The following is a 21,419-nucleotide window of genomic DNA, read 5'->3' as shown; positions in this document are numbered from 1 at the left end:
GCTCCTTAGTTCATCTTCGCTTTTGCATACTCGATAAGGCCACCAGCATTTAAAAGCTCCTGCATAAATGGCGGGATAGCGTTAAATTTATACTCTTTTTTCGTGCTTTCATCTACGATGACGCCGTTATCTACGTCGATCTTTAGCGTGTCGCCTTCGTTTATCTCCTCAGTCTCTTTTATCTCAAGTATCAAAAGCCCTGTGTTAAAGCTGTTTCTATAAAAAATCCTCGCAAAGCTCTTAGCCACAACAGCTGCTATGCCAGCCTCTTTTAGCGCTAGCGGGGCGTGCTCTCTTGAGCTACCGCAGCCAAAATTTTCGCCAGCTACGATGATGTCGCCTTTTGCTATTTTTGAGCTAAATTTAGGATCAGCGTCTTCCATGATGTGTTTTGCTAGTTCTTTTTCGTCTGAAGTGTTTAAATATCTTGCGGCGATGATGATGTCAGTGTCGATGTTGTCGCCAAATTTCCAAACTTTGCCTTGTTTCATTTTTAACCTTTAGTTTTGTAAATTTGGGCTGATTTTAACCAAAAGAAGCTAAATAAATAATCAAAAAGCCAAATTTAGCGCTCTAAAAGCCCTAAATTTAGCCTAGATAAAGCATTTTACTTGCCATAAATGATTTAAATTTAACCAAATAAGGTGGCATTTTATGAGCGGCGATGCGAGCGTCAAATTACGTAAATTTTGCCTTAATTAGGCGTTTTTATTCGTAGTATTCGTAGCTGATTTCTAGTTTTTTGTATAGACCGATCTCTTTTATGTCGCCGTTTTCGTAGTATTTGTCCGCGGGCTTAAATTTGAATGAAGTTTTATGCGTCAAATTTCCCCGTTCGTCCCTGATTATATCCTTAAACTGCAAGATTTGCCAGATTTTTGCCTCAGAGCCAAAGTAATTTACCGACGTATACTCCATCTCGTCGCCGTTTGCTGCGTAGTAATAGACCCATTTTGAGTTCGGAGTTTGCGTGATTTTTTCGTATTCGCCGTTTGGCTTGCGCTCGAAGCTTATCTCTATGCCGTGCCGCGGCTCCATATTATCTTCTATCCGCATTAAAACGCCCTTTTCGTCGTAGACGTAGCTATCGTCTATCACTAGTTCCCTGCCCGAATACACAGCCCGAGCGATCATTTTGCCGTCCTTGCCGTAAGTGGTTTTCTCCGTGCGCGGGTAAAATTTATCCTCGATATACTGCTCTTTGGCCGTCTCGACTAGATTTTCGCCGTCAAATTCGTATTCGTAGAGATAAACGGCACTATTTTGATATTTTTTGCGTATTAGTCCGTCTTTGCCGTATTCAAACAAAACCGAGCTATTTGGCACGCCGTTTATATGCTCGGTTTCTTGCAGTATATAGCCATTTTTGTTAAACTCCGTTCGTTTTACGCGTGTGTTTTCTAGCGTGCCAGAGCCATCCATAGAGTATTCATACTCCGTAGCCGTCATGCTCTTAACCTCGCCTTTTAGCTCTTTTTTGCTCCAGTCGCTTTGCGGTAAAATGGCCGAATTTAGAAAGCAAACCACCGATGCCGCCACTAAAATAGCCTTTAAAATTTTCATTTTTATCCTTTTTAAACCATACGTATCATACTCAAAAAGCGGCATAGTCAGTAAAATTCTGGCTTTTACGAGCTTGAAAATGCACTTAAACTGGCTTAAATTTTAAGCAAGTCTGAGGCGAATTTACATTTTTTGGGGTTTAATAAATTTAAGCCTTAGCCTTTTGCAAAATTTCTCTCATCTCATCTTCACTAAGTGGCTCAACAAGCACGTTTGCAGCGTCAATGAAGTGGTATTTTTCTTTTGGCAAATTTGCCATAAAAGCTCCATATTCACACTCATCAAGCACGTGAGCGTCACTATCATCCACGCCCACAACTAGCGTAAGTACCCAGCGTGAGACCTTGCGATCCCCAAGCGCCTCTTGCGCCTGCCACGACGGAGATGGAGCATAAGGCAAGATGGTCGGTAAATTTTCACTAAGTGTATATGTGCCAAAAATTTCATTGCCGTCTTTGTCTTGATAGATGTGCTCTCTTGCGCTGTATGCGTCAAGATACTGCACCTGCCTCATCATCTCATCAAATTTAGCCGCAGGGCTGGTGGCGCTTGCAAAAATTTCATCTACCATAACCGCGTCAAACGCCACGTCTCGCTCCACGCCAGAGATATAAAGCGTTTGATTTTTCTCTTTTATATCTTTTAACGCTTCAAGCCCCCACATGATGTCAGTCTCGTAGTCAAATTTTAAAATTTGCTCACTATCATAATTTTTTTCGTTGTCGCACTCTATTTTTGAGCCAGTTTGAGCTGAGAGCTTTGAGAGTAGCTCAAGTGCGATCTGCCAGTCGCCAACGCCACTTGGAGTATAAACGCGCACGATATACTCGCCATCTTCGTAGTTTAGCTCAAAGCCACGAACGCTCTTTTGCCACACACCTGCTATCATCACGTCAGCACCCAGCTCATTTGCGCTTGGCTCCTCTTGCTCGCTGTTAAAAAAGAAAAGCCCCTCAACAAGAGCTGAAATTTCACGCTCGCTTAGCGCCTTTGCGTATCCGCCAAGTAGCTTCTTTTTATTTTTTACACTAAATGTCAAACTCATAAATTCTCCTTTTTTGCTCTAAAATGTCATCACCTGATCGCACTCTCTCACCCACTCGGACAAGATATCCATGCTGCCTTTCACCTCAGCCTCAAAATAAGGCTCTCCCACATGCAAACCGCACCTTGTTTGGCAGCTACCACAAACCTTAAGCATCGCGCCGCTAGCGTAAAGCTCCTTTAGCATCGCTACTAGATCAACGTCGTAGTTTTCTGGCTTTTTAGTACTATTTCGCGCAAGATCGACTGCGTCGTTCATAAGAAATATCCTAACCTCTTCGCCCTTTTCTTTTAGCGCTCTAGCTAGCCTTAGTGCGTTGTAAGCATTGTCCGTGCCGTTATATGGCTGATTTGTAAATATAAATAGAAATTTTTTCATCTCTTATCCTTTTGCTAAAAATGTAGTGCAAACTGGGCAAATTTTAGCCAAGCTAGGTAAAAAGGGGATAAATTTATCTAAAAAGCAAGAGTACGCCGATCGTGCAGACGATGATGGCAGTGCAAATTTCAAGTAGTCTTAGGTGCGTTTGTAAAAATTTCTTTAGCATAGCTCCGCCAAGTGCGTAGATATTTAGCGCGCAAAACTCGATGAAAACGAGCGTTACGGTGATCACGCACATGCGAGCGAGGCTAAAAGGATCGTCTTTGTCCAAAAATGTAGGCAGCAAGGCTGAGAAAAATATCCACGCCTTTGGGTTTGAGACGCTAACGATGAGGCCATTTATAAACATCTGCTTTTTGCTTGGCAAATTTGAGACCTTTGTGATGCTAAGCTCGCCCTTGCCAAAAAAGAGCATCACACCAAGATAGAGCATATAAAGGCCTGCGATGATGTTTAGCGCCTTAAATGCGTACTCAAAATGATGTAACACCGCTCCCACGCCAAGCATACAGCTAAACGAGACAAAAGCGATCGCTAAAAGCTGCCCAGCCATCACGAAAAACGAGTGCTTGTAGCCAAAGCTCATACCAACGCTCATCGCATAAGTCATGTTTATACCTGGCATCAGCGAGATGGGTGCAAGGGTGATAAAAAATAGCAAGAAATTCATGAGATGCCTTGAAATTTTAATGAAATGCTAAATCAAAATCTATAAATTTATGATAAAAGAGCGCTTCATTAGCAAATTTAGCCTGCTTTTGGACGTGATAAAATTTGACTTTTGGCGCTAGGCATATAAATTTAATGCAAAAGCAAAGGCGATTTTGTGTCTGTTTCGCAGCCTAGAGCTTAAAAAGTGGTAAATTTACTTAGCCTGCTTTTGCTTACGACTAAATTTATCTTTTGCCACGTAGGCACTCCATAAATTTAATTGCCTTCAAAGCTAGCTAAATTTAAACCATAAAATAGCCCACTAAAAATTTATAAATTTAGGCTATTACTATCAGCACGCCAAGCCCTTTGTCGGCGGCATTTTGATAAAAATTTAAAAACCCAGCAAAGCGCTGTTTTAAACTCGCCTTTATATTTTCAAATTCGCTCTCGCACCCAAAAATATCAGGATATGTCTTTGAGCTAGCAAATTCTTTTAAATTTATCTTTGCTAAAAGTGCGCTAATATCAACATTTTTCAACGTCTCAGCCACCTCTTTTACATCCGAAGCGTTAGCATAAGAGATCATCTCGCTTAGCTCTTCGTTTAGCGCACTACGCCCAAAAATAGCCCAACTAAAAGGCTCTTTTGAGCTAAAAATATCGCCAGCCTTAAGCCTCTGCTTGAAATTTTTGCCAGTTAGCATTTTACAAATCGCGTCCCACATCTTATCCATGTCGTATTCGTCCAAAAACTCGCCGCCACCGCCATTTTTGATCATCTCTATATCATCTTGCGAGTAGGCATAGTAGTGCGCGCTGATACCCATTTTAGAGCCTTAAATTTAATGTGAATTTGAAAAAGTGAGGGCGGAGCTATAAATTTAATAGTTCCGCACAAAATTAAATTTTAATGAGTTAAGAAAAACTCTTGAATTTTAGCCTTATCGCTTGTTTTTGTAAGAGCAAGCATCAAAAGTACTCTAGCTTTTTGAGCGTTTAGGTTGTCGCTTGTTAAAAAGCCGTATTTTGCGTCATCAACTTCGCCATTCATAGTTGTCTCGCCACTTCCCACACGTGAGTCACGAACTACCACTACGCCAGCTTTTGAAGCCTCACCAAGAGCCTCTAACACGCTAAAGTAAGGGTTGCCGTTGCCTAGACCAGCGCTAACGATGCCTTTTGCGCCGTTTTTGACAGCTACATTTACAAAGTCAGGATTGTCATTTGCGTGAGAGTAGATGATATCAACTCTTGGAAGCTCTTTTACGCCAGTTAGGTCAAAAGCTGAGCTTGCTGTGTGTTTTCTGAGTGGGTTCATATAGTATTTTACGTTGCCATAAAAGACTGTGCCGATCTTGCCGCTATTTGGTGATTTAAATGTATCAACGCCTGTTGTGTTAGTTTTTGTAACCTCTCTGCCAGCGTGAATTTCGTCATTCATAGTAACCACAACACCCTTGCCTACGCTATCTTTGCTGATAGCTACATTTACAGCGTTAAATAAATTTAGTGGGCCGTCCGCACTTAGTGAGCCGCTATTTCTCATCGCACCTACAAGCACAACTGGCTTGTCGCTTTTAACGACTAAATTTAAGAAGTAAGCTGTCTCCTCCATAGTGTCTGTGCCGTGAGTAACGACGATACCATCAGCTTTGCCACTGTTTAGAAGTTCATTTATTCTATTTGCAAGTTTTAGCCAAACTTCGTTGTTCATATCTTGTGAGCCGATATTTGAAATTTGCTCGCCTTTTATGGTAGCGATCTTGTTGATATCTGGCACGGCTGCGATTAGTTTATCGACCGTAACAGTTCCAGAAGTATAGCTTGAATCAAGCGAACCTGAGCCGCTTCCAGCTATCGTTCCACCAGTAGCTAGGATGTAGATGGTTGGCTTTGCAACCGCTAAAGTAGCACCTAAAATCATGAGTAACACCGCCTTAAAGATTAAACGCATTTTAACTCCTTTGCATTAAAATTTGCTAGAGCATTATAACGTCATATATTTAAAAAATTTATTAATTTTTAAAATTTATATTTATTTAAAAAATTCTTATCAAAAACATATAAATTCCAGTCGAAACGACTATGCTAATAAGGGCATTTTTGAATTTCAAATGCACCAAAATAGCCGTAAAAACCGCCACTATCTCGCTTAAGCCATATGGAAACTCGCTAAATTTCGTATCTTTTAGCCCATAGCAGACCAAAACGACCATTATCATCATACCCATATGCTTTTCTATGGCGTCTAAATAAGGGTTTGGCTTATAGTTTCTTAATGCATAAAATGGCGTCGCTCTCGTTATAAAAGTAGCCAAGGCGCTTAAAAGCACCGCCACAAAGAGCACCATCTCGCTTGAACTTACACTTATCAAATTTTATCCTTAAACAAAAGCAAAAATATAAAACAAAGCGCCATCGAGCCAACAAGCACAAATTTAACTGGAAACAGGCTTACTCCAAGCACGCCAAAAAAGACCGCCGCAAAGAGCACGCGGTAGTTTTTATCATTTTTAAACATCTCGATGACGACCACTATAAAAAGCGAGGTCAAACTAAACTCAAGCCCCTTTGTATCGGCCTTTATAAGATCGCCAAGTATCGCTCCAAGCAGCGTGCCAGCCGCCCAGTAAGACCAAGCAAGTAAATTTAGCCAGCTAAAGACAAAACTTCGCTCACTAGCCTCTTTTAGCCCTAAATTTTTAAATATCGCAAAGGTCTCATCTGTTAGCAAAGCGATGTTTAAAAGCCTAAATTTGATCCCGCTATACTCTTTTAAAAGTGAAATTCCATAAAAAGTGTGGCGCAAATTTACAAGATAGCTCACGATAAAGACCTCAACGTAGCTCGTGCCCACACTAAAGAGCGAGAGCATCATAAACTGCGCTGCGCCGCCGTATGCTAGCGTGCTAAGTGCCACAGCGATAAATGCGCTCACTCCCATGCTTTTTGCCAGCACGCCAAAGGCGACACCAAGCGGAAAATAGCCCATAAAGATAGGAATAGATAGTTTAAAAACGTAGCTAAATGTCAAATTTTACCTTCATAAAAAGCCAAAATATTAGCAAAAATTTAAAAATTTAAATTTAAAGAGGCGTTTTTGCTTTTATAAATTTAACTGCTTGCTCGCATTTTAAAACTAAATTTTATAAAATAACAACAAAATTTATAAAGAAAATTTCTATGAAAAAGATAGTTTTACTAATATTTTTAACACTAAATTTAATAGCCTTAACAACAAATCCAAAGATCAAAATCCCTCAAGCAAATAGCTGCAATATCGAGGATAACTGCATTGATTTTAGCCGCAGATACAGCGATGATGAGTATAAAAGGCTATTTGGAATTTACAAAAGTGAGTGCGAGGTTAAAAATTTAGACGCATGCATCTATCTGGCTGAGTTTTATAAAAGCGGACTTGGCGTAAAAAAAGACGCGGGAAAATCACTAGAAATTCTTAACAAAGCTTGCGATGAGAGCAATAAATTTGCCTGTCACAACCTTGGTGTTGAGTATCAAGAGATGAAAGAATACAAAATGGCTTTAGAAGCTTTTAAAAAGGGTTGCGATCTCACGCTTGTTCAAAGCTGTTTTAACATCGCAGTTTTATATAATAACGGCAGCGGCGTAAAAAGAGACTACAAAAAGGCTGCAAAAATTTACAAAGAAGTTTGCGAGCAAAATTTCTATGAAGGATGCTACAACCTAGCGGTTTTATACCACAACACCCCAGGCGTAAAGCGCGACTACAAAGAAGCGGTAAAACTTTACAAAAAGGCTTGCGATAGCGACTTTAGCATCTCTTGCTACAACCTAGCGACCTTATATCAAGAGCAAAAAGAGTATGAAAAGGCCAGTAAGCTCTATTTTAAAGCTTGCAAGCTTGACTTTGCCGATGCTTGTAATAACCTAGCCAGCCTTTACGACGACGCACTTGGCGTAGAAAAAGATGATGAAGTGGCGTTTAGATACTACAACAAAGCGTGCAGGCTAGATAGCGCAAGTGGGTGCAAACATCTTGCATACTTTTACTATCATGGCATAGGGACAAAAAAGGATAAAAAGCTGGCAGAAAAAGAGCTTAAAAAAGCTTGCAAGCTAGGTCTTAAAGAGGCTTGCGAGATAGTTAGAGATTTTCACTAAAGAGAGTTTATGAAAAAGCTAATTTTGTTTTTATCCTTCATTATGCTTTTAAATGCAGAAAATTTAGACGAGATGTGCCAAAGCGAGGGCGATATAAGAGCAAATTTAACGAGCTGTTACAAGGCTGCTACAAAAATTTATAACTCTTCAAGCGATGATAAAGATTTTAAAAAACTACAAAAGATATTTTTACTAGCTTGCGAAAATGATATGAAAGAGGGTTGCTACAGCGCTGCACTCATCTATATAAATGGCTACAACGACGTGAGTAGCGAGCTTAATCAAACTATCATATTAAATAGATACGCAAGATTTTTAAACTACGCGCTTTTAGATAACGGCAAAAAAGAGGATAAAATGACTGCCAAAAGTTACTTTCAAAGATCATGCGAGCTAGGCTTTAAAAAGGGCTGTGATATGAGAAATTTATTATGTAAGCTTGGGTATTAAATTTGATATTTACTATAAATTTAAAGCTTTTTATTTAAACTTATTTAAATTTTTAAAAAGGCAGGCAATGAAAAAGGTTGTTTTATTTTTAGCCTCTGCGGTGCTTTTGTGGGGCGCAAATTTAGAGACAAAAACGCTTGAGTCTAGGTGCGAAAACGAAGATGCTAAAAGCTGCTTTGAGCTTGGTAATAAATTTGAGGAGAGCAAAAACTACCAAAAAGCGGGCGAGTTTTACAAAAAAGCTTGCGAGCTAAAACACGCAGACGCTTGCAGTAGTGTGGGCGTGCTTTATGACATGGACTACATAAAAGATGTAAATAACAAAAATGCAGCCAAATTTTACCAAAAGGGCTGCGAGCTAAATGACGGCTTTGGCTGCGCAAGGCTTGGCTTTGTCTATACGTTAGATAAAAACTATCAAAAGTCAAAAGAGCTATTTTTAAGAGCTTGCGAGCTAAAAGATGGCGACGGATACTACGGCCTTGGACTTTTATACTATGACGGAAATGGCGTAGAGCAAGATGCCAAAAAGGCAAAAGAGCTCTTTGAAAAGAGCTGCGATCTGGGCCACTCTGCTGGCTGCAATAGCCTTGGTATGATGCTTCATAGCGGAAAATACGTAGAAAAAGATCAAAAAAGAGCTAGCAAACTCTTCACAAAAGCTTGCGAAATGGACTTTGGGGATGGTTGCCACAACCTTGGGGTTATTTATTTTGAAGCAAAAGGCGATAAAAATTTAGCCAAAAAGTACTTTGGCAAGTCCTGCGAGCTGGGCAACGACGAAGACTGCCAAATTTACAATGGCCTATAAATTTAATGCACCTGCCCTTTTGGACCCTTGCCCTTTGGGGTCCTATCTGAAAAGTAAAAAACATCAAGCGTAAAAGCAACGAGTATAAGTCCAACAATAGCCAAAGTCGCGTCCATATCACCTACCTTTTAAGTCCATTTACTATCTCTAACATCGAGTCACTCGTAGTTATCGCCTTTGAGTTCGCCTCGTATGCGCGCTGGCCGGTAATGAGGTCGGTCATCTCTTCAACTAGTTGCACGTTACTCATCTCGACAAAGCCCTGTCTAATGGTGCCAAGTCCGTCAAGGCCTGCTACACCTACTACCACGTCGCCGCTAGCGCTTGTTTGAAGGTAGTTGTTATCACCCATCGAGTGAAGACCGGCTGGATTGATAAAATTTGCTAGCTCGATCTGACCTATCTGAGCCATGTCTGTTTCGCCAGCCTGCAAAACTGAGACGGTGCCGTCTGTGCCTATTGAAATTTGCGTCGCATTTGCAGGGACAGTGATCTGCGGGATGAGCTGGTAGCCGTCGCTATTTACGATCGTGCCGTTTGCGTCAAGCTTAAATGCGCCATTTCTAGTATAAGCCGTCGTGCCATCAGGGAGTTGAATTTGAAAAAAGCCGTTGCCAGCTATGACCATATCTAGATTGTTGCTAGTCTCTTTAAAATAGCCCTGAGAGAAAATTTTATTTATCGCTGTTGGGCGCACGCCAAGGCCTACTTCGATGCCTGTCGGGCTTGTGGTAGTTTGGCTAGTAGCCGTGCCTGCATACTCCATGACTTGATACATAAGGTCAGCAAATTCAGCTCTATTTTTCTTATATCCATAGGTATTTACGTTTGCGATGTTGTGTGAGGTTACGTCTATCTGCGTCTGCTCGGCTATCATGCCAGTGGCCGCAGTGTAAAGTGATCTCATCATAGTTTTATCCTTTTATTAAGCTTTTAGGGCTAGTTTTTGAACAGCATCTTGGTTAAGGTCAGTCATGTGGCTTGTCATAACCTTTTGATACATATCAACTAAGCGTTGGGTTTCTATAAGACCCACCATTTCTAAGACTGGATTTACATTTGACATCTGAGCGTAGCCTTGCATCACGCTATCAGCCTCATCAAGCTCGGTTATGTCGTCAAAATTTCTACTCTCAAAGAGATTATCGCCGACCTTTTTTAGATCCCTTATCTCTCTTGGCTGAGCGATGTAAAATTTAGAAAATTGATTGTTATTTGAGTATAAATTTCCATTTTTATCAACGGTTAGCACCTCGCCTTGTGGCACTTGGATGCCTCTTTGACCTGGATTTTGCGCTTCATAGCCACTTGGCAGCACCCTATACCCCTCTTTTGTGACGATGTAGCCGTCTGCATCAAGGCTAAAAGAGCCATTTTTGCTTAGTTTTACGCCATTTGGAGTATCGACTAAGAAAAAAGCATCGTCTCTTTTTATCGCAAAGTCAAGCGTATTTGAGCTGTATTTAAAGCCACCAGCGCTAAAGTCGGTGTATTCTTCGCTCACTTGTGGCACACGATCAAGCGTTCTATTTAGAAATTTAGCTCCGTCTTTTGTATGATTTTTAAGCGGAAGCTCATCTTGCGTCTCTTTAAAAATTCTCGCAAAGTCGCCGATGACTACGTCATTTCGCTTGTAGCCGATCGTATTTACATTTGCAAGGTTATTTGAGATGACATTTAGTCTGTTAAACTGCGTTACCATGCCAGCAGTGGCTTGATAATAACCATTTTGCATAAATTTTCCTAATCAAAATTTGATTTTTTAGAATTACTAAGCAATCATCGTTCCAACTTTCTTTTTATAGACATTTAAAAAATTTTGGGTATAATCCACTTTCTTTTAACCAATACTTAAATCACAATCACACGATTTGAAAGGAAATTTATGAGCGCCGCAAAAGACTCTTTTTCTCAGATAGAAGAGCTTTTTGTTGAAAATGCAAAAGGCTTTTTGACATACGAAAAATTAGTAAAATTATTAGACAAAGCTCCGACGGCTACTGTAGTAAAAAAGATAGAACAACTAGCAAAAACAAACAAAGTCCAACTCATCACATCTGCTGAGGCTGCAAAGCTTAGAAATTTAGCTGACGCTAAAAAACGTCAAGAAAATGCTCAAAAAAGTGACCAAGATATCGACGAGGACCTCGATCTTTCAAGCGAGAGCGACCTCTTAGAGTGGTCAAGATCAGATAGTCCAGTAAGGATGTATCTAAGAGAGATGGGCCAGATCGCTCTTCTTACGAAAGAAGAAGAGGTGGAGATCAGCAAGAGGATCGAGCTTGGCGAAGATATCATCATCGATGCTTTTTGTTCGGTGCCATTTTTGATCGATTTCATACTTGATTACAAAGAGCCGCTCATCAATAGAGAACGCCGCGTAAAAGAGCTTTTTAAAAGCTTTGAAGACGAGAGCGAAAATGAAAATGAAGAGAGCGAAGAGGATATAGACGAAGAGGATGAGGAGAACGAAGAGAACGAAACTCCTAAAAAATCAGCCAAAAACGATAAGCGTGCAGAAAAAGTTATAGAGAGCTTTAAAGCCCTTGAAAAGGCTAAAAAAGAGTGGCTAAAGACTGCAAACAAGCAAGATAAGGTAGAAAGCGACGACACAGCTTCAAAGATGACGCTTGCATTTAAAAAGAAAATTTTAAAAGAGAAGCTGATGGATCTTGGCCCAACAAGCAAACTCATCAGCGAGATCGTAAAATCAATGGAGACAGCACTAAAAAGCGATGATGAATTTGACAGAGAGCTAAAACGCTTGGAGTATCGCTTACCGATGTTTAGTGACGAGCTTAAGAAAAATCACAAAAGCATCTTAAAAGATATCATCAAACTTAGCAAAGAAGAGATCGCTGCTCGCGTGCCAGAGGCTACGATGGTCTCAACATACGTCGAGATCAAAAAGCTTTTTACGACAAAAGAGGCGAGCAAACAAGGCTTTGACCTTGAGCCAGCAAGGCTAAAAGAAATTTTAGAGCAGATCAAACGCGGAAAGAAAATTTCAGACGAAGCAAAAGCTAGAATGGCCAAGTCAAACCTCCGTCTAGTCGTAAGTATCGCAAAACGCTATACAAACAGGGGTTTGCCATTTCTTGATCTCATCCAAGAGGGCAACATCGGTCTTATGAAGGCGGTTGATAAGTTTGAATATAGAAAAGGCTATAAATTTTCAACATACGCCACATGGTGGATCCGTCAGGCTATCTCGCGCGCGATCGCCGATCAGGCAAGGACGATTAGGATACCTATCCACATGATAGAAACGATAAACCGCATCAACAAAATCAACCGCAAATACCTCCAAGAAGAGGGAAAAGAGCCTGACGTAAGCGTCATCGCAAAAGAGGTCGGACTAAGCGTCGATAAGGTAAAACAGGTGATAAAGATCACAAAAGAGCCTATCAGCCTTGAAGCTCCGATCGCAAACGAAGAAGACGGTAAATTTGGAGATTTTGTCGAGGACAAAACTTCTCTATCACCGATAGATCAAATTTTAAAAAGCGACCTTAGAGAGCAGATCGACGATGTGCTTTCACAGCTAAATGAGCGCGAAAAAGCGGTTATTTCGATGAGATTTGGTCTACTTGAAGATGAGAGCGACCGCACGCTTGAAGAGATCGGCAAGGCGCTAAATGTCACTCGTGAACGCGTCCGCCAGATAGAAAGCTCAGCTATCAAGAAACTAAAACACCCAAAAGTTGGTAGAAAACTCAAAAACTACATCGAGGGCTAACAAGCCCTGCCCTTTTGGGCATCTGCGCCTAAACTCTTTAAATTTATATCATAGTCTATAATTAAGTTATTTTCGCAACCGAAGCACCAAAAGATACAAGTAAAAATTCAATGTTTTTGTATATTTACCCTACTTTAGTGTATATACTCTTGTTTAGACAGCTTTTCTTTTGATAAAGTATTAGCATATATACCCTTTAAAGGACTTTCTCTTTGAAAAATTTATAGCATCCATACTCAAAAATTGTTTTAAACATTACATATGGCTCTCATCTTAAAACATAATTAACTCAACTTCTATTTTAAAAGTATATGTGCTATAAATTTTCAACTGAATTCTAAAAACCATAACCAAAAAAGAATAAAAAATTTTAATTTACAAATATGTTTTATAAGTTAAAAGTTAGAAATAAAAAGAGAGTTTTACCGGCACAAGACCGGTAAAAATTTATTCGCCTAGAAGTTTATCTAGTTTTGCAGCCAAGCTCGTAGTATCGTGAGCTTTAGCCAAAGAGGCAGCATGTAGCTTTAAATTTGCTTGTAAATTTTCTTCTAAGCTCTTTGCGATGTCGCTGCTGTCAAGATTTTCTACGCTATTAGCATTTGCTACGCTTCTAGCAGCTAGAGCATTCATACCCTTAAATACAGCATTTTGTGTCGAGCCGATCTCTGAGCGAAGTGAATTTATGTTTTTCAAAATATCGCCAGAATTTGAGCCATCCTCTTTAACATTTAAAAGAGCATTTGTGCTTAAATTTATATTTTTTGTGCCCTCACCTGTGAAAAAGCCAAGCTCGGCGTCAAAAACGTTTTTGCCGTTAAATTTAGCCTCTTTTACACTGTCGCTCATCGCATTTTTAAGCGCATTTATCTCGCCTTTTATGCCCTTTTGCTCGTTCGCTGAAAGAGCTGGGTTTGAAAGCTTGCTTGATAGCTCGCCGATCTTATCCGCGCTCTCGCTTAAATTTAAAAGCGTTGAGTCTGCGATCTGAAGCATACCTATCATATCGTTGGCATTTGCCATGCCCTCATTTAGGACATTTGTTTGCGAAAGTAAGCTCTCTGCGATTTGCAAATTTGCACCTGATGCTTTGATCTCGCTATTTGCAGAGATGGCGTTTAGCGCCTTTTTCTCGCTATTTTTAGCTTGATCTAAATAATAGTTTCCTGAAGCCTGGTTTGCAGTATAAGTTCCTAACTTCATATCAACTCCTTTTTTAGTAGTTTTGTGATGGATTTTACTATAAATTTCATAAAAAGTTGCAAAAATATTTCTTAAAGCAAAAAATATTTTTAAAAAGATTTTAGAAAATCTTAAATTTTCTAAAATCAAATTTCATTTTTAATCCTCTAACCTCACGGCTATTGATCTTTTATGAGCTGTTAGTCCTTCGGCTTCGGCTAGCTGCATGCATGGTTTGCCAAGATGCATGATGCCTTTTCTACTAACTGATATGATAGAGCTTCGCTTCATGAAATTTTCAACTCCAAGCGGCGAGTAAAATCTCGCACTTCCGCCAGTTGGCAAGGTGTGGTTTGGTCCAGCGATGTAGTCGCCCATCGCTTCAGGCGTGAAGTGTCCAAAAAATATCGCTCCAGCGTGTTTTACCTCGTCCATATAGCTCAAAGCGTCGTTTGTAGCGATCTCTAGGTGCTCCACTGCAAGCTCGTTCATTAGCTTAAAGCACTCTTGCAAGTCTTTTGCGACGATGATAGCTGCTTTATTTCTCATGCTAGCACTCGCGATTGGTTCGCGTTTTAGAGTTTTTAGCTCGTCCTCTATGTGTCTTTGCACTGCCCTTGCAAAGGCCTCCACTGGTGTTATCAAAAAGGCACTTGCGATCTCGTCGTGCTCTGCTTGTGAGAGTAGATCGATCGCTATGTGGCGAGGGTCCGCACTATCATCAGCGATCACGCCTATCTCGCTTGGACCAGCGATCATATCGATATTTACGTCGCCATAAACTAGCTTTTTAGCAGTCGCTACGTAGATGTTGCCAGGTCCTGTGATGACATCGACCTTTGGCACGGTTGCTGTGCCGTAAGCCATCGCTGCGATCGCACTTGCACCGCCTATTTTAAAGGCTGTTTTGATGCCACATAGATGCATCGCTGCAAGAAGTAGAGGATTTACCTTGCCATTTGGCGCTGGGGTGCAAACTACGATCTCTTTTACACCTGCTACGATTGCTGGGATAGCATTCATGAGAAGCGAGCTAGGATATGCCGCCTTGCCGCCTGGGATATAAAGGCCAGCGCGATCAACCGGAGTGTATTTAGCACCTAGCAAGATGTCGTGCTCGTCCTTATAGGTCCAGTCGCTTGGTTTTGTGCGCTCGTGATAGCTTTTTATCCTATCATGGGCTAAATTTAGAGCCACTCTTAGAGCGTTATCTAGCGAATTGTAGGCCGCCTCCATCTCTTTTACGTCGATTATTATGTCGTTTTTGCTTGTGACATTAAATTTATCAAATTTACTTATCTGGGTAAAAAGCGCGCTATCGCCATCTTTTCTTATCTCGTCTATGATGCCTGTAACCACTGGCATAACGGCACTCATATCATTGTCGCTTCGCCTAACAAGCTGTGAAAATTTACTCTCAAAGTCAGCGTCGCTGCTGTGTAAAAACTTCATTTATGATCCTTTATTTTTAGTTTTCTCTCATATCTTTGCTTTTGTGTAATGTTACCTAAAATTCCGCCCTGGTGGATATATAAAATTTCGCTCCCAAGCTTGTCTAAATTTGCAAAAAGCGTCATAAAGCCCACTGGGTCGTAAATAAGCTCAAATTCAACACCACTTTTGCAAACCTCAAGCCAAATTTCATAAAGCTCTTTATATAAATTTCCAAAATGATACTTCTTTGGCGGATTTAAAATTTGCACTTTGCTATCTTTATCTAGCTCGTAAATTTGCTTTTTTAGATAGTCGCTGTCTCCTACGCAAGGGGCTGTAAAAACTCTAAGATCGGTGTGCTTTGCTAGGTAGCATGCGCTTGTACCAGTGCCTGAGGGTAAAAAGATATCAGGCCTTATGCCACTTTTTTTGCTCCACTCATTTATCTCGCGTGCCTGCGTGATAAAGCCAAGCTCGGCCTCGCTTTGCGCTACACCCTCGTTTATAAATAGCGCGTTTTGGCTTTTTGCTAGCTCTTTAGCAAATTTCTCACGCTCCTCTTTTACAAAAATTTCCATACCATTTTCAAGTGCAAATTTGAAATTTCCAACTGGATCTTGCTCTAAATTTGAGCTTAAATGAGAGACTACGTAGTAGAATTTAAGCCCTTTTAGCTTGGCAAAAAGGCTTAGGCTATACATCGCATTTGACTGGCTTGAGCCGTGAGATACGATGGCTTTGACGCCGCTAAGATCAGCCTTGAGAAAATACTCTAGCTTTCTTGCTTTGTTGCCGTTAAACTCGCCTAGCAAATCATCTCTTAAAAGCCAAAATTCTCGCTCTCTTAAGCGAATTTTATCAATCACCCTTAAACTCCAAAAATTTCTCTATCTCGTTGATAGCCTCTTTGTTTGAGAGTGAAAATTTGATCTCTATACGCCTTGAAGCGTCCTTATCCTCGACTCCATCTTTAAAAACTAGCTCGTTGTAGCTTCTGCCACTTGCGACAAGCAGCTTTCTAAGGCGTGCATCGTCACTAAATGAGTTTATAAATTCCATCACCGCGTAGGCTCTTTTTTGTGAAAGCTCTAGGTTATAAATGTAACTTCCGTCGCTATCCGTAAAGCCCTCTATAACGATCTGATCGATGTTTGAAGCGATCTCTTTATCATTTAAAAGCACGTCAAAGTACTTACTAAGCGTGGCCTTTAGCTCCTCTTTGACCTCTTCTTTTAAGACCGCACTACCCTTATCAAAAAGCACTGAGGAGCTAAGCTTTAGCGCGCCTGAGTTTGGATCGATCTCGATGCTAGAGCCCAGCCTATCTTTTAGGGCGGAGATCACTTTTACTCTTATGCCGGTTAGGTTTTTGACCCTGTCACGAGTGACGTTTAGATCCCTTAAAAGCTCGTCATATCTAGCCTCTTTTTTGCTCACTTGCTCGAGCAAAAAGGCGATCTTGGCTAAATTTTTCTCGCTACTTGCATTTGCGTCACTAAGCGCTCTATCTTTTGATGAAATTTCATCATTTAGCACGATCATCTTTTGGTTTAGATCAAAAATGCTGGCATTTAGCTCTTTTATGCTCGCATTTGCGTCCTTGTTTTCCTCTATGAGCTGGGCTAGTTTTTCTTTTAGGGCGTCTATTTGGATGACAAAAATTTCATTTGATTTTTTTAAATTTATGTTTTCGTCGTTTATCTTTGAAAGCTCGCTTTTTAGGGCGTCATTTAGCTCTTCAAGGGTAAAATTTCTGCCCTGAGCGTCTTTTAAATTTGCCAGTGCTGTGATGATGGCTTGCTCTTTATTTTCAAGGGTGTTTTGAGTTAGGACGTATTTTACGACGACAGCGCCGATTAGCAGCATAAAAACAAAGAGCAGACCCGCCATCAAGTCTGCGTACGAAACCCAAAAGCTCGATTGATCTTCGTTATTTTTGTCTATTTTCATTGCACTAGATTTTCGATCTTTTCTATTACAGAATTTGCTTCTTTATCGATCTCGTCTATATTCTTCTTAAGCTCAGCAATGAGGCTCTCACGCTCTTTTTCGCGCTCCAAGCTCCTACCCTCTTGCTCGTAGGCTGCCTTAAATATCGTGGCACTCTCCACGAGCGAGGTTCTAAAAGCCTTTAATGCCTCGTTTTGCTCTTTCATCAAAGAGAGAGAAAATTCTTTTAAAATGGCGTCAAAACTCTTGATAGTCTGCTCAAATTTAAGCTGGCTCTCTTTTGTGGCGTTTAAATTTCTACTAAAAATTTCGCCAAGCTTTGCATGCTCGGTTAAAATTTTAACCTCCATATCTTTAAAGGCATTAGAAAACGCGCCAACTGCCTTTAATATATCGGAGTGGATTTTTACAAATTCATCTTGTTTTAGCCCAGATTCATTTAGCATTTTTAAACTTGCGCTAAGCTCGGCTTTGCTTTGATTGATGATATTTTTCTCAACCTCGCAAAGCTCTTTTAGGCTATTAAATTTCTCATTTGTCTGCTCGCTTAGCTCTTTTACAAATTTATCATCAAGCACCATTTTAAAGGCATCGTGACTATCTTTAAAGTAGCCTACACTTGCTTTCATGAAATTTGCATTTAGCTCATTTTCCTGCCAAAAAAACTCACGGCTTAGCTCTTTTTGCTCGCTGTAAAATTTCTCAAATTTACTAATGCCGATCTTTTCAAAAAACATCCACCAAAGTGCTAAAAATATGCCGTAAATCGATACATAAAACGCCGTAGCCACACCATTTAGCAGTATAGCGATCTCTTTTTCAAGTCCGTTTGCAGTGCTTGAGCTAAAGCTTGGCATAGAGATAGCGATACTGATAAATGTGCCTAAAATTCCAAGCATAGGAAAGACTGCTTGGCCGATGTTTGCTAGGTTGTCATTTCTAAAATTTCTTGTATAGCTCTCGAAAAAATCTTCAAATTTAGCGTTTGCCTTTTTGACGTCTGAAATTTCAAAGAGATGAGCGATGATAAATTCTTTTAGCCTTATCTTGTAGTCTTTGGCATTTGCTAAGAAATTTGAGTAAGCGACCAAAGCGCTGTGGCGTGAAAATATAAAAGCGACAAAGAGTATCACGCCCATCATTACGATGGTATGAAGCTTCATCTGAAAATTTATAACGCCAAGATACGCTAGTATCGCCAAGATGTAGATAGCTAAAGGGATAAAGATAACTTTAAAAAAGACAAAGAAAGAGTGAGCTTGGCGCTCTTTTGGCACGCTTAGCTCACTAAAATCATTTTGATTTTGCATAGGATTAGTTCCTATTTAGGCAGTTTAAGTCGCTAAAAGCAGTCTGAAGACGCTTAACCATGCTCTCCTCGCCACTTCTTAGCCATTTCCTTGGATCGTAGTATTTTTTATTTGGCTTATCATCGCCCTCTGGGTTGCCGATCTGACCTTGCAAGTATGCTCTATTTTTGGCCTCATACTCGCGCACGCCGTCCCAGAAAGCCCACTGAGTATCGGTGTCAATGTTCATCTTGATAACGCCGTAACTTACAGCATTTTTGATATCTTTTAGCTCGCTGCCACTTCCGCCGTGAAATACAAAATTTACTGGCTTGTCGCTTTTTGTGTTAAATTTCTTAGCGACATAGGCTTGTGAGTTTTTAAGAATTTCTGGTCTTAGCACGACATTGCCCGGTTTATAGACACCATGGACGTTACCAAAACTAGCTGCGATGCTAAATTTATCGCTTATCTTGCTTAGTCTTTCATAAGCAAGCGCGACGTCCTCTGGCTGAGTGTAAAGAAGTGCGTTATCAACGCTTGTGTTATCTACGCCATCTTCTTCACCACCAGTGACGCCAAGCTCGATCTCTAGGCTGATGCCAAGCTCACTAAGCTCTTTTAGATACTTCTCACACGTGCTTAAATTTTCGTTGATATTCTCTTCGCTAAGATCAAGCATGTGAGAGCTAAAAAGTGGCACGCCGTGAGTTTTTTTATACTCATGACTTGCTTTTACTAGCTCATCTATCCAAGGCAAAAGCTTTCTAGCAGCGTGGTCAGTGTGTAAAATGACTGGCACGCCGTAAGCCTTGGCAAGCAGATGAACATGCTTTGCTCCAGCGATCGCACCAAGAACGGCTGCATTTTCGCAGGCTTTACCAGCGTAAAAACCTGCACCGCCATTACTAAACTGAACGATAACAGGCGAGTTAGCAACCTTTGCCGCCTCCAAAACAGCATTTACTGAGTCGCTGCCTACGACATTTACAGCAGGTATTGCAAAACCTTGCTCTTTGGCATAAGCATAAAGTTTTGTTACATCATCTCCGCTTAAAACACCAGGTTTTACGATATCTAAAACGCCCATTTTATCCTCCAAATTTTATTTGTATTCTATCTTTGCTTTTTGGCGTAGAGCTTCACTTTTTTGTCTAACAGCAGCTTGGAATTTCTCCATTTTTACAGCTTGCTCGATCTCTGGTTTTGCTTGCTCAAAGCTTACAGTGCCAGCAGCTTTGCCATCTTCTTTTAAGATAACGTGGTAGCCAAACTGAGTTTTAACTGGCTTAGTTGAAACTGTGCCATTAGCCATTGAAAATGCTGCGTCTGCAAAAGGTTTTACCATTTGGCTTTGACCAAACCAGCCAAGCTCGCCACCGTGTGCTGCTGAGCCTTTGTCGATTGATTTTTGGCTTGCTATCTCTGCAAATTTCTTAGTTAGCGCCTCGCCTTTTAAATTTTTAAGTTGAGCGATGATGTCGTTTGCTGTTTTTTCATCTTCAACTAAGATATGTCTTGCTCTTGCTTGAGCTGGTTGGTTCATGCTAGCTTTGTTTTTGTTGTAAAAGTCTCTTAAATCACTATCGCTTACTTTTATGCCGTCAAATAATTTTCTCATATAAAGCTCAACTGCAATGCCTTCTTGTGCAGCTTTTACAGCCTTGATGTAATCAACATCTTTTTCAATGCCTGTCGCTTTTGCGTCTTTTAAAAGAAGTTTTCTGTTGATTAGATCGTCGATTATACGTTTTTTCTCATTTGGCTGAAGCTTGCTAGCGTCAAAACCTGGCATAGCCGCTGATAAAAGTGCTGAGATATCGCTATCGTTTATAGCATCGCCATCAACTGTTGCAACTACTGCTGCGTTTAGAGTGACAGCTGCAGCTAAACTTAAAACTGCTGGAAACAAAAATTTTTTCATATAAATCCTTTAAAAAATTGATTTTATGGGCAAAATTATATCAAATAATGCGGTAACTTTTCGTTTAACTTGTAATTTTAGGTAAAATAGCCATATGAGAACAAAAAAAGATATTTTAGAGATAAAAAAGAGGCTTTTAGAAGAGTTTAAAGACGCCAAAAGCGAGCTTAAATTTAGAAATTTATATGAGCTACTTGTTTGTGTCATGCTCTCAGCTCAGTGCACCGACAAAAGGGTAAATTTGATCACCCCTGCCCTATTTGAGGCATATAAAGATGTTTTTGAGCTAGCAAGTGCAAATTTAGCCAGTCTAAAGCTCATGATAAACTCATGTAGCTTTTTTAACAACAAGGCCGTAAATTTGATCAAGATGGCAAACAGCGTGGTTGAGCTTTATAACGGAGAAATTCCGCTTGATGAAGAGAAGCTAAAAGCCCTTGCTGGAGTTGGGCAAAAGACCGCTCACGTCGTGCTTTTAGAGGCTACAAATGCAAACGTAATGGCTGTTGATACGCATGTTTTTAGAGTATCACATAGACTTGGATTAAGCAGTGCAAAGACGCCAGAAGCGACTGAGGATGATCTAAGCCGTGCCTTTAAAACTGAGCTTGGCAAACTTCATCAAGGCATGGTTCTTTTTGGGCGCTACACCTGCAAGGCTAAAAAACCGCTTTGTTTTGAGTGCATTTTAAGCGATCTTTGCAAGAGCAAGGATAAAGTGATATAGATAAAATTTGCTAGAAATTTCTAGCAAATTTTACTTTTTATGAGTTATATTTTTTAACGATACCGCGAACTACTTTTTCGATAAAAAGCGCAGAAGCTACTTCGCAGTGCTCTCTTGTAGAGTGAGG

23 protein-coding genes are annotated in these 21,419 nt (G+C 40.3%); 5 read left to right on the top strand and 18 right to left on the bottom strand.

From position 1 onward, the window contains the following. Positions 1 to 5: 5 nt before the first annotated feature. From CYO89_RS03195 to CYO89_RS03155, 9 genes are all read right to left on the bottom strand, one after another. The gene (locus CYO89_RS03195) at positions 6 to 491 is read right to left on the bottom strand and encodes a 3-isopropylmalate dehydratase small subunit (RefSeq protein ID WP_087582410.1); all 486 of its coding nucleotides are present in this window, start codon (positions 489 to 491) and stop codon (positions 6 to 8) included. Positions 492 to 708: 217 nt separating this feature from the next. After that, on the bottom strand, positions 709 to 1,563 hold the full coding sequence (locus CYO89_RS03190) for a hypothetical protein (protein ID WP_103597108.1): 855 nt from the start codon (positions 1,561 to 1,563) through the stop codon (positions 709 to 711). A gap of 148 nt (positions 1,564 to 1,711) precedes the next feature. Then, entirely contained in the window at positions 1,712 to 2,608 is an 897-nt protein-coding gene (locus CYO89_RS03185; protein ID WP_103597107.1) for a DUF4299 family protein, read from the bottom strand. Positions 2,609 to 2,626: 18 nt separating this feature from the next. After that, on the bottom strand, positions 2,627 to 2,986 hold the full coding sequence (locus CYO89_RS03180) for a DsrE/DsrF/TusD sulfur relay family protein (protein WP_103597106.1): 360 nt from the start codon (positions 2,984 to 2,986) through the stop codon (positions 2,627 to 2,629). 73 nt (positions 2,987 to 3,059) lie between these two features. Continuing rightward, complete coding sequence (locus CYO89_RS03175; RefSeq protein ID WP_103597105.1) at positions 3,060 to 3,659, bottom strand: LysE family translocator; 600 nt, start codon at positions 3,657 to 3,659, stop codon at positions 3,060 to 3,062. 319 nt (positions 3,660 to 3,978) lie between these two features. Further along, entirely contained in the window at positions 3,979 to 4,470 is a 492-nt protein-coding gene (locus CYO89_RS03170; protein ID WP_103597104.1) for a DUF1877 family protein, read from the bottom strand. 80 nt (positions 4,471 to 4,550) lie between these two features. Beyond that, positions 4,551 to 5,597, bottom strand: coding sequence for a type II asparaginase (locus CYO89_RS03165; RefSeq protein WP_103597103.1), 1,047 nt, complete (start codon positions 5,595 to 5,597; stop codon positions 4,551 to 4,553). Positions 5,598 to 5,682: 85 nt separating this feature from the next. After that, positions 5,683 to 6,018: a branched-chain amino acid transporter permease gene (locus CYO89_RS03160; protein WP_103597102.1), complete on the bottom strand. Its 336-nt coding sequence runs from the start codon at positions 6,016 to 6,018 to the stop codon at positions 5,683 to 5,685. Beyond that, a complete protein-coding gene (locus CYO89_RS03155) occupies positions 6,015 to 6,677 on the bottom strand; it encodes an AzlC family ABC transporter permease (protein ID WP_103597101.1) in 663 nt (220 codons plus the stop codon). Before CYO89_RS03155 ends, CYO89_RS03160 begins: the two co-directional genes overlap by 4 nt. Positions 6,678 to 6,826: 149 nt before the next feature. Between CYO89_RS03155 and CYO89_RS03150 the strand changes: the two genes are divergently transcribed. From CYO89_RS03150 to CYO89_RS03140, 3 genes are all read left to right on the top strand, one after another. Beyond that, entirely contained in the window at positions 6,827 to 7,786 is a 960-nt protein-coding gene (locus CYO89_RS03150; RefSeq protein WP_103597100.1) for an SEL1-like repeat protein, read from the top strand. 9 nt (positions 7,787 to 7,795) lie between these two features. Further along, entirely contained in the window at positions 7,796 to 8,236 is a 441-nt protein-coding gene (locus CYO89_RS03145; protein WP_103597099.1) for a sel1 repeat family protein, read from the top strand. Between the two features lie 67 nt (positions 8,237 to 8,303). Further along, the gene (locus tag CYO89_RS03140) at positions 8,304 to 9,047 is read left to right on the top strand and encodes a tetratricopeptide repeat protein (protein ID WP_141090716.1); all 744 of its coding nucleotides are present in this window, start codon (positions 8,304 to 8,306) and stop codon (positions 9,045 to 9,047) included. 121 nt (positions 9,048 to 9,168) lie between these two features. Here CYO89_RS03140 and flgG read toward each other — a convergent pair whose 3' ends face one another. Together flgG and CYO89_RS03125 are read right to left on the bottom strand one after the other, a co-directional pair. Beyond that, entirely contained in the window at positions 9,169 to 9,957 is a 789-nt protein-coding gene (flgG, locus tag CYO89_RS03130) for a flagellar basal-body rod protein FlgG (protein ID WP_002942100.1), read from the bottom strand. 15 nt (positions 9,958 to 9,972) lie between these two features. After that, positions 9,973 to 10,782, bottom strand: a complete 810-nt coding sequence (locus CYO89_RS03125; protein WP_002942044.1) for a flagellar hook-basal body protein — start codon at positions 10,780 to 10,782, stop codon at positions 9,973 to 9,975. A 150-nt stretch (positions 10,783 to 10,932) separates the two neighbouring features. On the opposite strand from CYO89_RS03125, the gene rpoD reads away from it, so the two are divergent. Beyond that, the gene (gene rpoD / locus CYO89_RS03120; protein ID WP_103597097.1) at positions 10,933 to 12,786 is read left to right on the top strand and encodes an RNA polymerase sigma factor RpoD; all 1,854 of its coding nucleotides are present in this window, start codon (positions 10,933 to 10,935) and stop codon (positions 12,784 to 12,786) included. A gap of 447 nt (positions 12,787 to 13,233) precedes the next feature. On the opposite strand, the gene CYO89_RS03115 is transcribed toward rpoD, so the two are convergent. The 7 genes from CYO89_RS03115 to CYO89_RS03085 all read right to left on the bottom strand — a co-directional run bounded on the left by CYO89_RS03115 (position 13,234) and on the right by CYO89_RS03085 (position 20,565). Further along, the gene (locus tag CYO89_RS03115) at positions 13,234 to 13,989 is read right to left on the bottom strand and encodes a flagellin (protein WP_021089544.1); all 756 of its coding nucleotides are present in this window, start codon (positions 13,987 to 13,989) and stop codon (positions 13,234 to 13,236) included. 138 nt (positions 13,990 to 14,127) lie between these two features. Further along, on the bottom strand, positions 14,128 to 15,420 hold the full coding sequence (hisD, locus tag CYO89_RS03110; RefSeq protein ID WP_103597095.1) for a histidinol dehydrogenase: 1,293 nt from the start codon (positions 15,418 to 15,420) through the stop codon (positions 14,128 to 14,130). Then, positions 15,417 to 16,268, bottom strand: a complete 852-nt coding sequence (locus CYO89_RS03105) for a pyridoxal-phosphate dependent enzyme (protein WP_103597094.1) — start codon at positions 16,266 to 16,268, stop codon at positions 15,417 to 15,419. Before CYO89_RS03105 ends, hisD begins: the two co-directional genes overlap by 4 nt. Next, the gene (locus CYO89_RS03100) at positions 16,261 to 17,352 is read right to left on the bottom strand and encodes an OmpA family protein (RefSeq protein ID WP_103597093.1); all 1,092 of its coding nucleotides are present in this window, start codon (positions 17,350 to 17,352) and stop codon (positions 16,261 to 16,263) included. Before CYO89_RS03100 ends, CYO89_RS03105 begins: the two co-directional genes overlap by 8 nt. Continuing rightward, positions 17,349 to 18,662 (bottom strand): MotA/TolQ/ExbB proton channel family protein, encoded by a 1,314-nt coding sequence (locus CYO89_RS03095; RefSeq protein WP_103597092.1) that lies wholly within the window; start codon positions 18,660 to 18,662, stop codon positions 17,349 to 17,351. The genes CYO89_RS03100 and CYO89_RS03095 overlap by 4 nt, the downstream gene beginning before the upstream one ends. A gap of 4 nt (positions 18,663 to 18,666) precedes the next feature. Then, on the bottom strand, positions 18,667 to 19,731 hold the full coding sequence (gene fbaA, locus CYO89_RS03090; RefSeq protein ID WP_009294115.1) for a class II fructose-bisphosphate aldolase: 1,065 nt from the start codon (positions 19,729 to 19,731) through the stop codon (positions 18,667 to 18,669). Positions 19,732 to 19,746: 15 nt separating this feature from the next. Continuing rightward, complete coding sequence (locus CYO89_RS03085; RefSeq protein WP_103597091.1) at positions 19,747 to 20,565, bottom strand: peptidylprolyl isomerase; 819 nt, start codon at positions 20,563 to 20,565, stop codon at positions 19,747 to 19,749. Positions 20,566 to 20,659: 94 nt separating this feature from the next. On the opposite strand from CYO89_RS03085, the gene nth reads away from it, so the two are divergent. Continuing rightward, positions 20,660 to 21,292 carry an endonuclease III gene (gene nth, locus CYO89_RS03080; RefSeq protein WP_103597090.1) on the top strand — a complete coding sequence of 211 codons (633 nt, stop codon included), beginning with the start codon at positions 20,660 to 20,662 and terminating at the stop codon, positions 21,290 to 21,292. Positions 21,293 to 21,419: the final 127 nt, after the last annotated feature.

This window comes from Campylobacter concisus, from assembly GCF_002913765.1.
GTDB classification, from domain to species: Bacteria; Campylobacterota; Campylobacteria; order Campylobacterales; family Campylobacteraceae; genus Campylobacter_A; species Campylobacter_A concisus_BB.
Note: the sequence above shows the minus strand (reverse complement) of the source record. Positions and strands in the feature narration are given on the sequence as shown.

Coding starts and splice junctions, on each gene's coding strand:
- CYO89_RS03150 (WP_103597100.1), top strand. CDS start 6,827: ATGAAAAAGATAGTTTTACTAATATTTTTAACACTAAATTTAATAGCC.
- flgG (WP_002942100.1), bottom strand. CDS start 9,957: ATGATGAGATCACTTTACACTGCGGCCACTGGCATGATAGCCGAGCAG.
- CYO89_RS03115 (WP_021089544.1), bottom strand. CDS start 13,989: ATGAAGTTAGGAACTTATACTGCAAACCAGGCTTCAGGAAACTATTAT.
- CYO89_RS03145 (WP_103597099.1), top strand. CDS start 7,796: ATGAAAAAGCTAATTTTGTTTTTATCCTTCATTATGCTTTTAAATGCA.
- CYO89_RS03085 (WP_103597091.1), bottom strand. CDS start 20,565: ATGAAAAAATTTTTGTTTCCAGCAGTTTTAAGTTTAGCTGCAGCTGTC.
- CYO89_RS03170 (WP_103597104.1), bottom strand. CDS start 4,470: ATGGGTATCAGCGCGCACTACTATGCCTACTCGCAAGATGATATAGAG.
- CYO89_RS03180 (WP_103597106.1), bottom strand. CDS start 2,986: ATGAAAAAATTTCTATTTATATTTACAAATCAGCCATATAACGGCACG.
- CYO89_RS03125 (WP_002942044.1), bottom strand. CDS start 10,782: ATGCAAAATGGTTATTATCAAGCCACTGCTGGCATGGTAACGCAGTTT.
- fbaA (WP_009294115.1), bottom strand. CDS start 19,731: ATGGGCGTTTTAGATATCGTAAAACCTGGTGTTTTAAGCGGAGATGAT.
- CYO89_RS03100 (WP_103597093.1), bottom strand. CDS start 17,352: ATGAAAATAGACAAAAATAACGAAGATCAATCGAGCTTTTGGGTTTCG.
- CYO89_RS03190 (WP_103597108.1), bottom strand. CDS start 1,563: ATGAAAATTTTAAAGGCTATTTTAGTGGCGGCATCGGTGGTTTGCTTT.
- CYO89_RS03175 (WP_103597105.1), bottom strand. CDS start 3,659: ATGAATTTCTTGCTATTTTTTATCACCCTTGCACCCATCTCGCTGATG.
- CYO89_RS03140 (WP_141090716.1), top strand. CDS start 8,304: ATGAAAAAGGTTGTTTTATTTTTAGCCTCTGCGGTGCTTTTGTGGGGC.
- CYO89_RS03185 (WP_103597107.1), bottom strand. CDS start 2,608: ATGAGTTTGACATTTAGTGTAAAAAATAAAAAGAAGCTACTTGGCGGA.
- CYO89_RS03165 (WP_103597103.1), bottom strand. CDS start 5,597: ATGCGTTTAATCTTTAAGGCGGTGTTACTCATGATTTTAGGTGCTACT.
- rpoD (WP_103597097.1), top strand. CDS start 10,933: ATGAGCGCCGCAAAAGACTCTTTTTCTCAGATAGAAGAGCTTTTTGTT.
- CYO89_RS03195 (WP_087582410.1), bottom strand. CDS start 491: ATGAAACAAGGCAAAGTTTGGAAATTTGGCGACAACATCGACACTGAC.
- hisD (WP_103597095.1), bottom strand. CDS start 15,420: ATGAAGTTTTTACACAGCAGCGACGCTGACTTTGAGAGTAAATTTTCA.
- CYO89_RS03095 (WP_103597092.1), bottom strand. CDS start 18,662: ATGCAAAATCAAAATGATTTTAGTGAGCTAAGCGTGCCAAAAGAGCGC.
- nth (WP_103597090.1), top strand. CDS start 20,660: ATGAGAACAAAAAAAGATATTTTAGAGATAAAAAAGAGGCTTTTAGAA.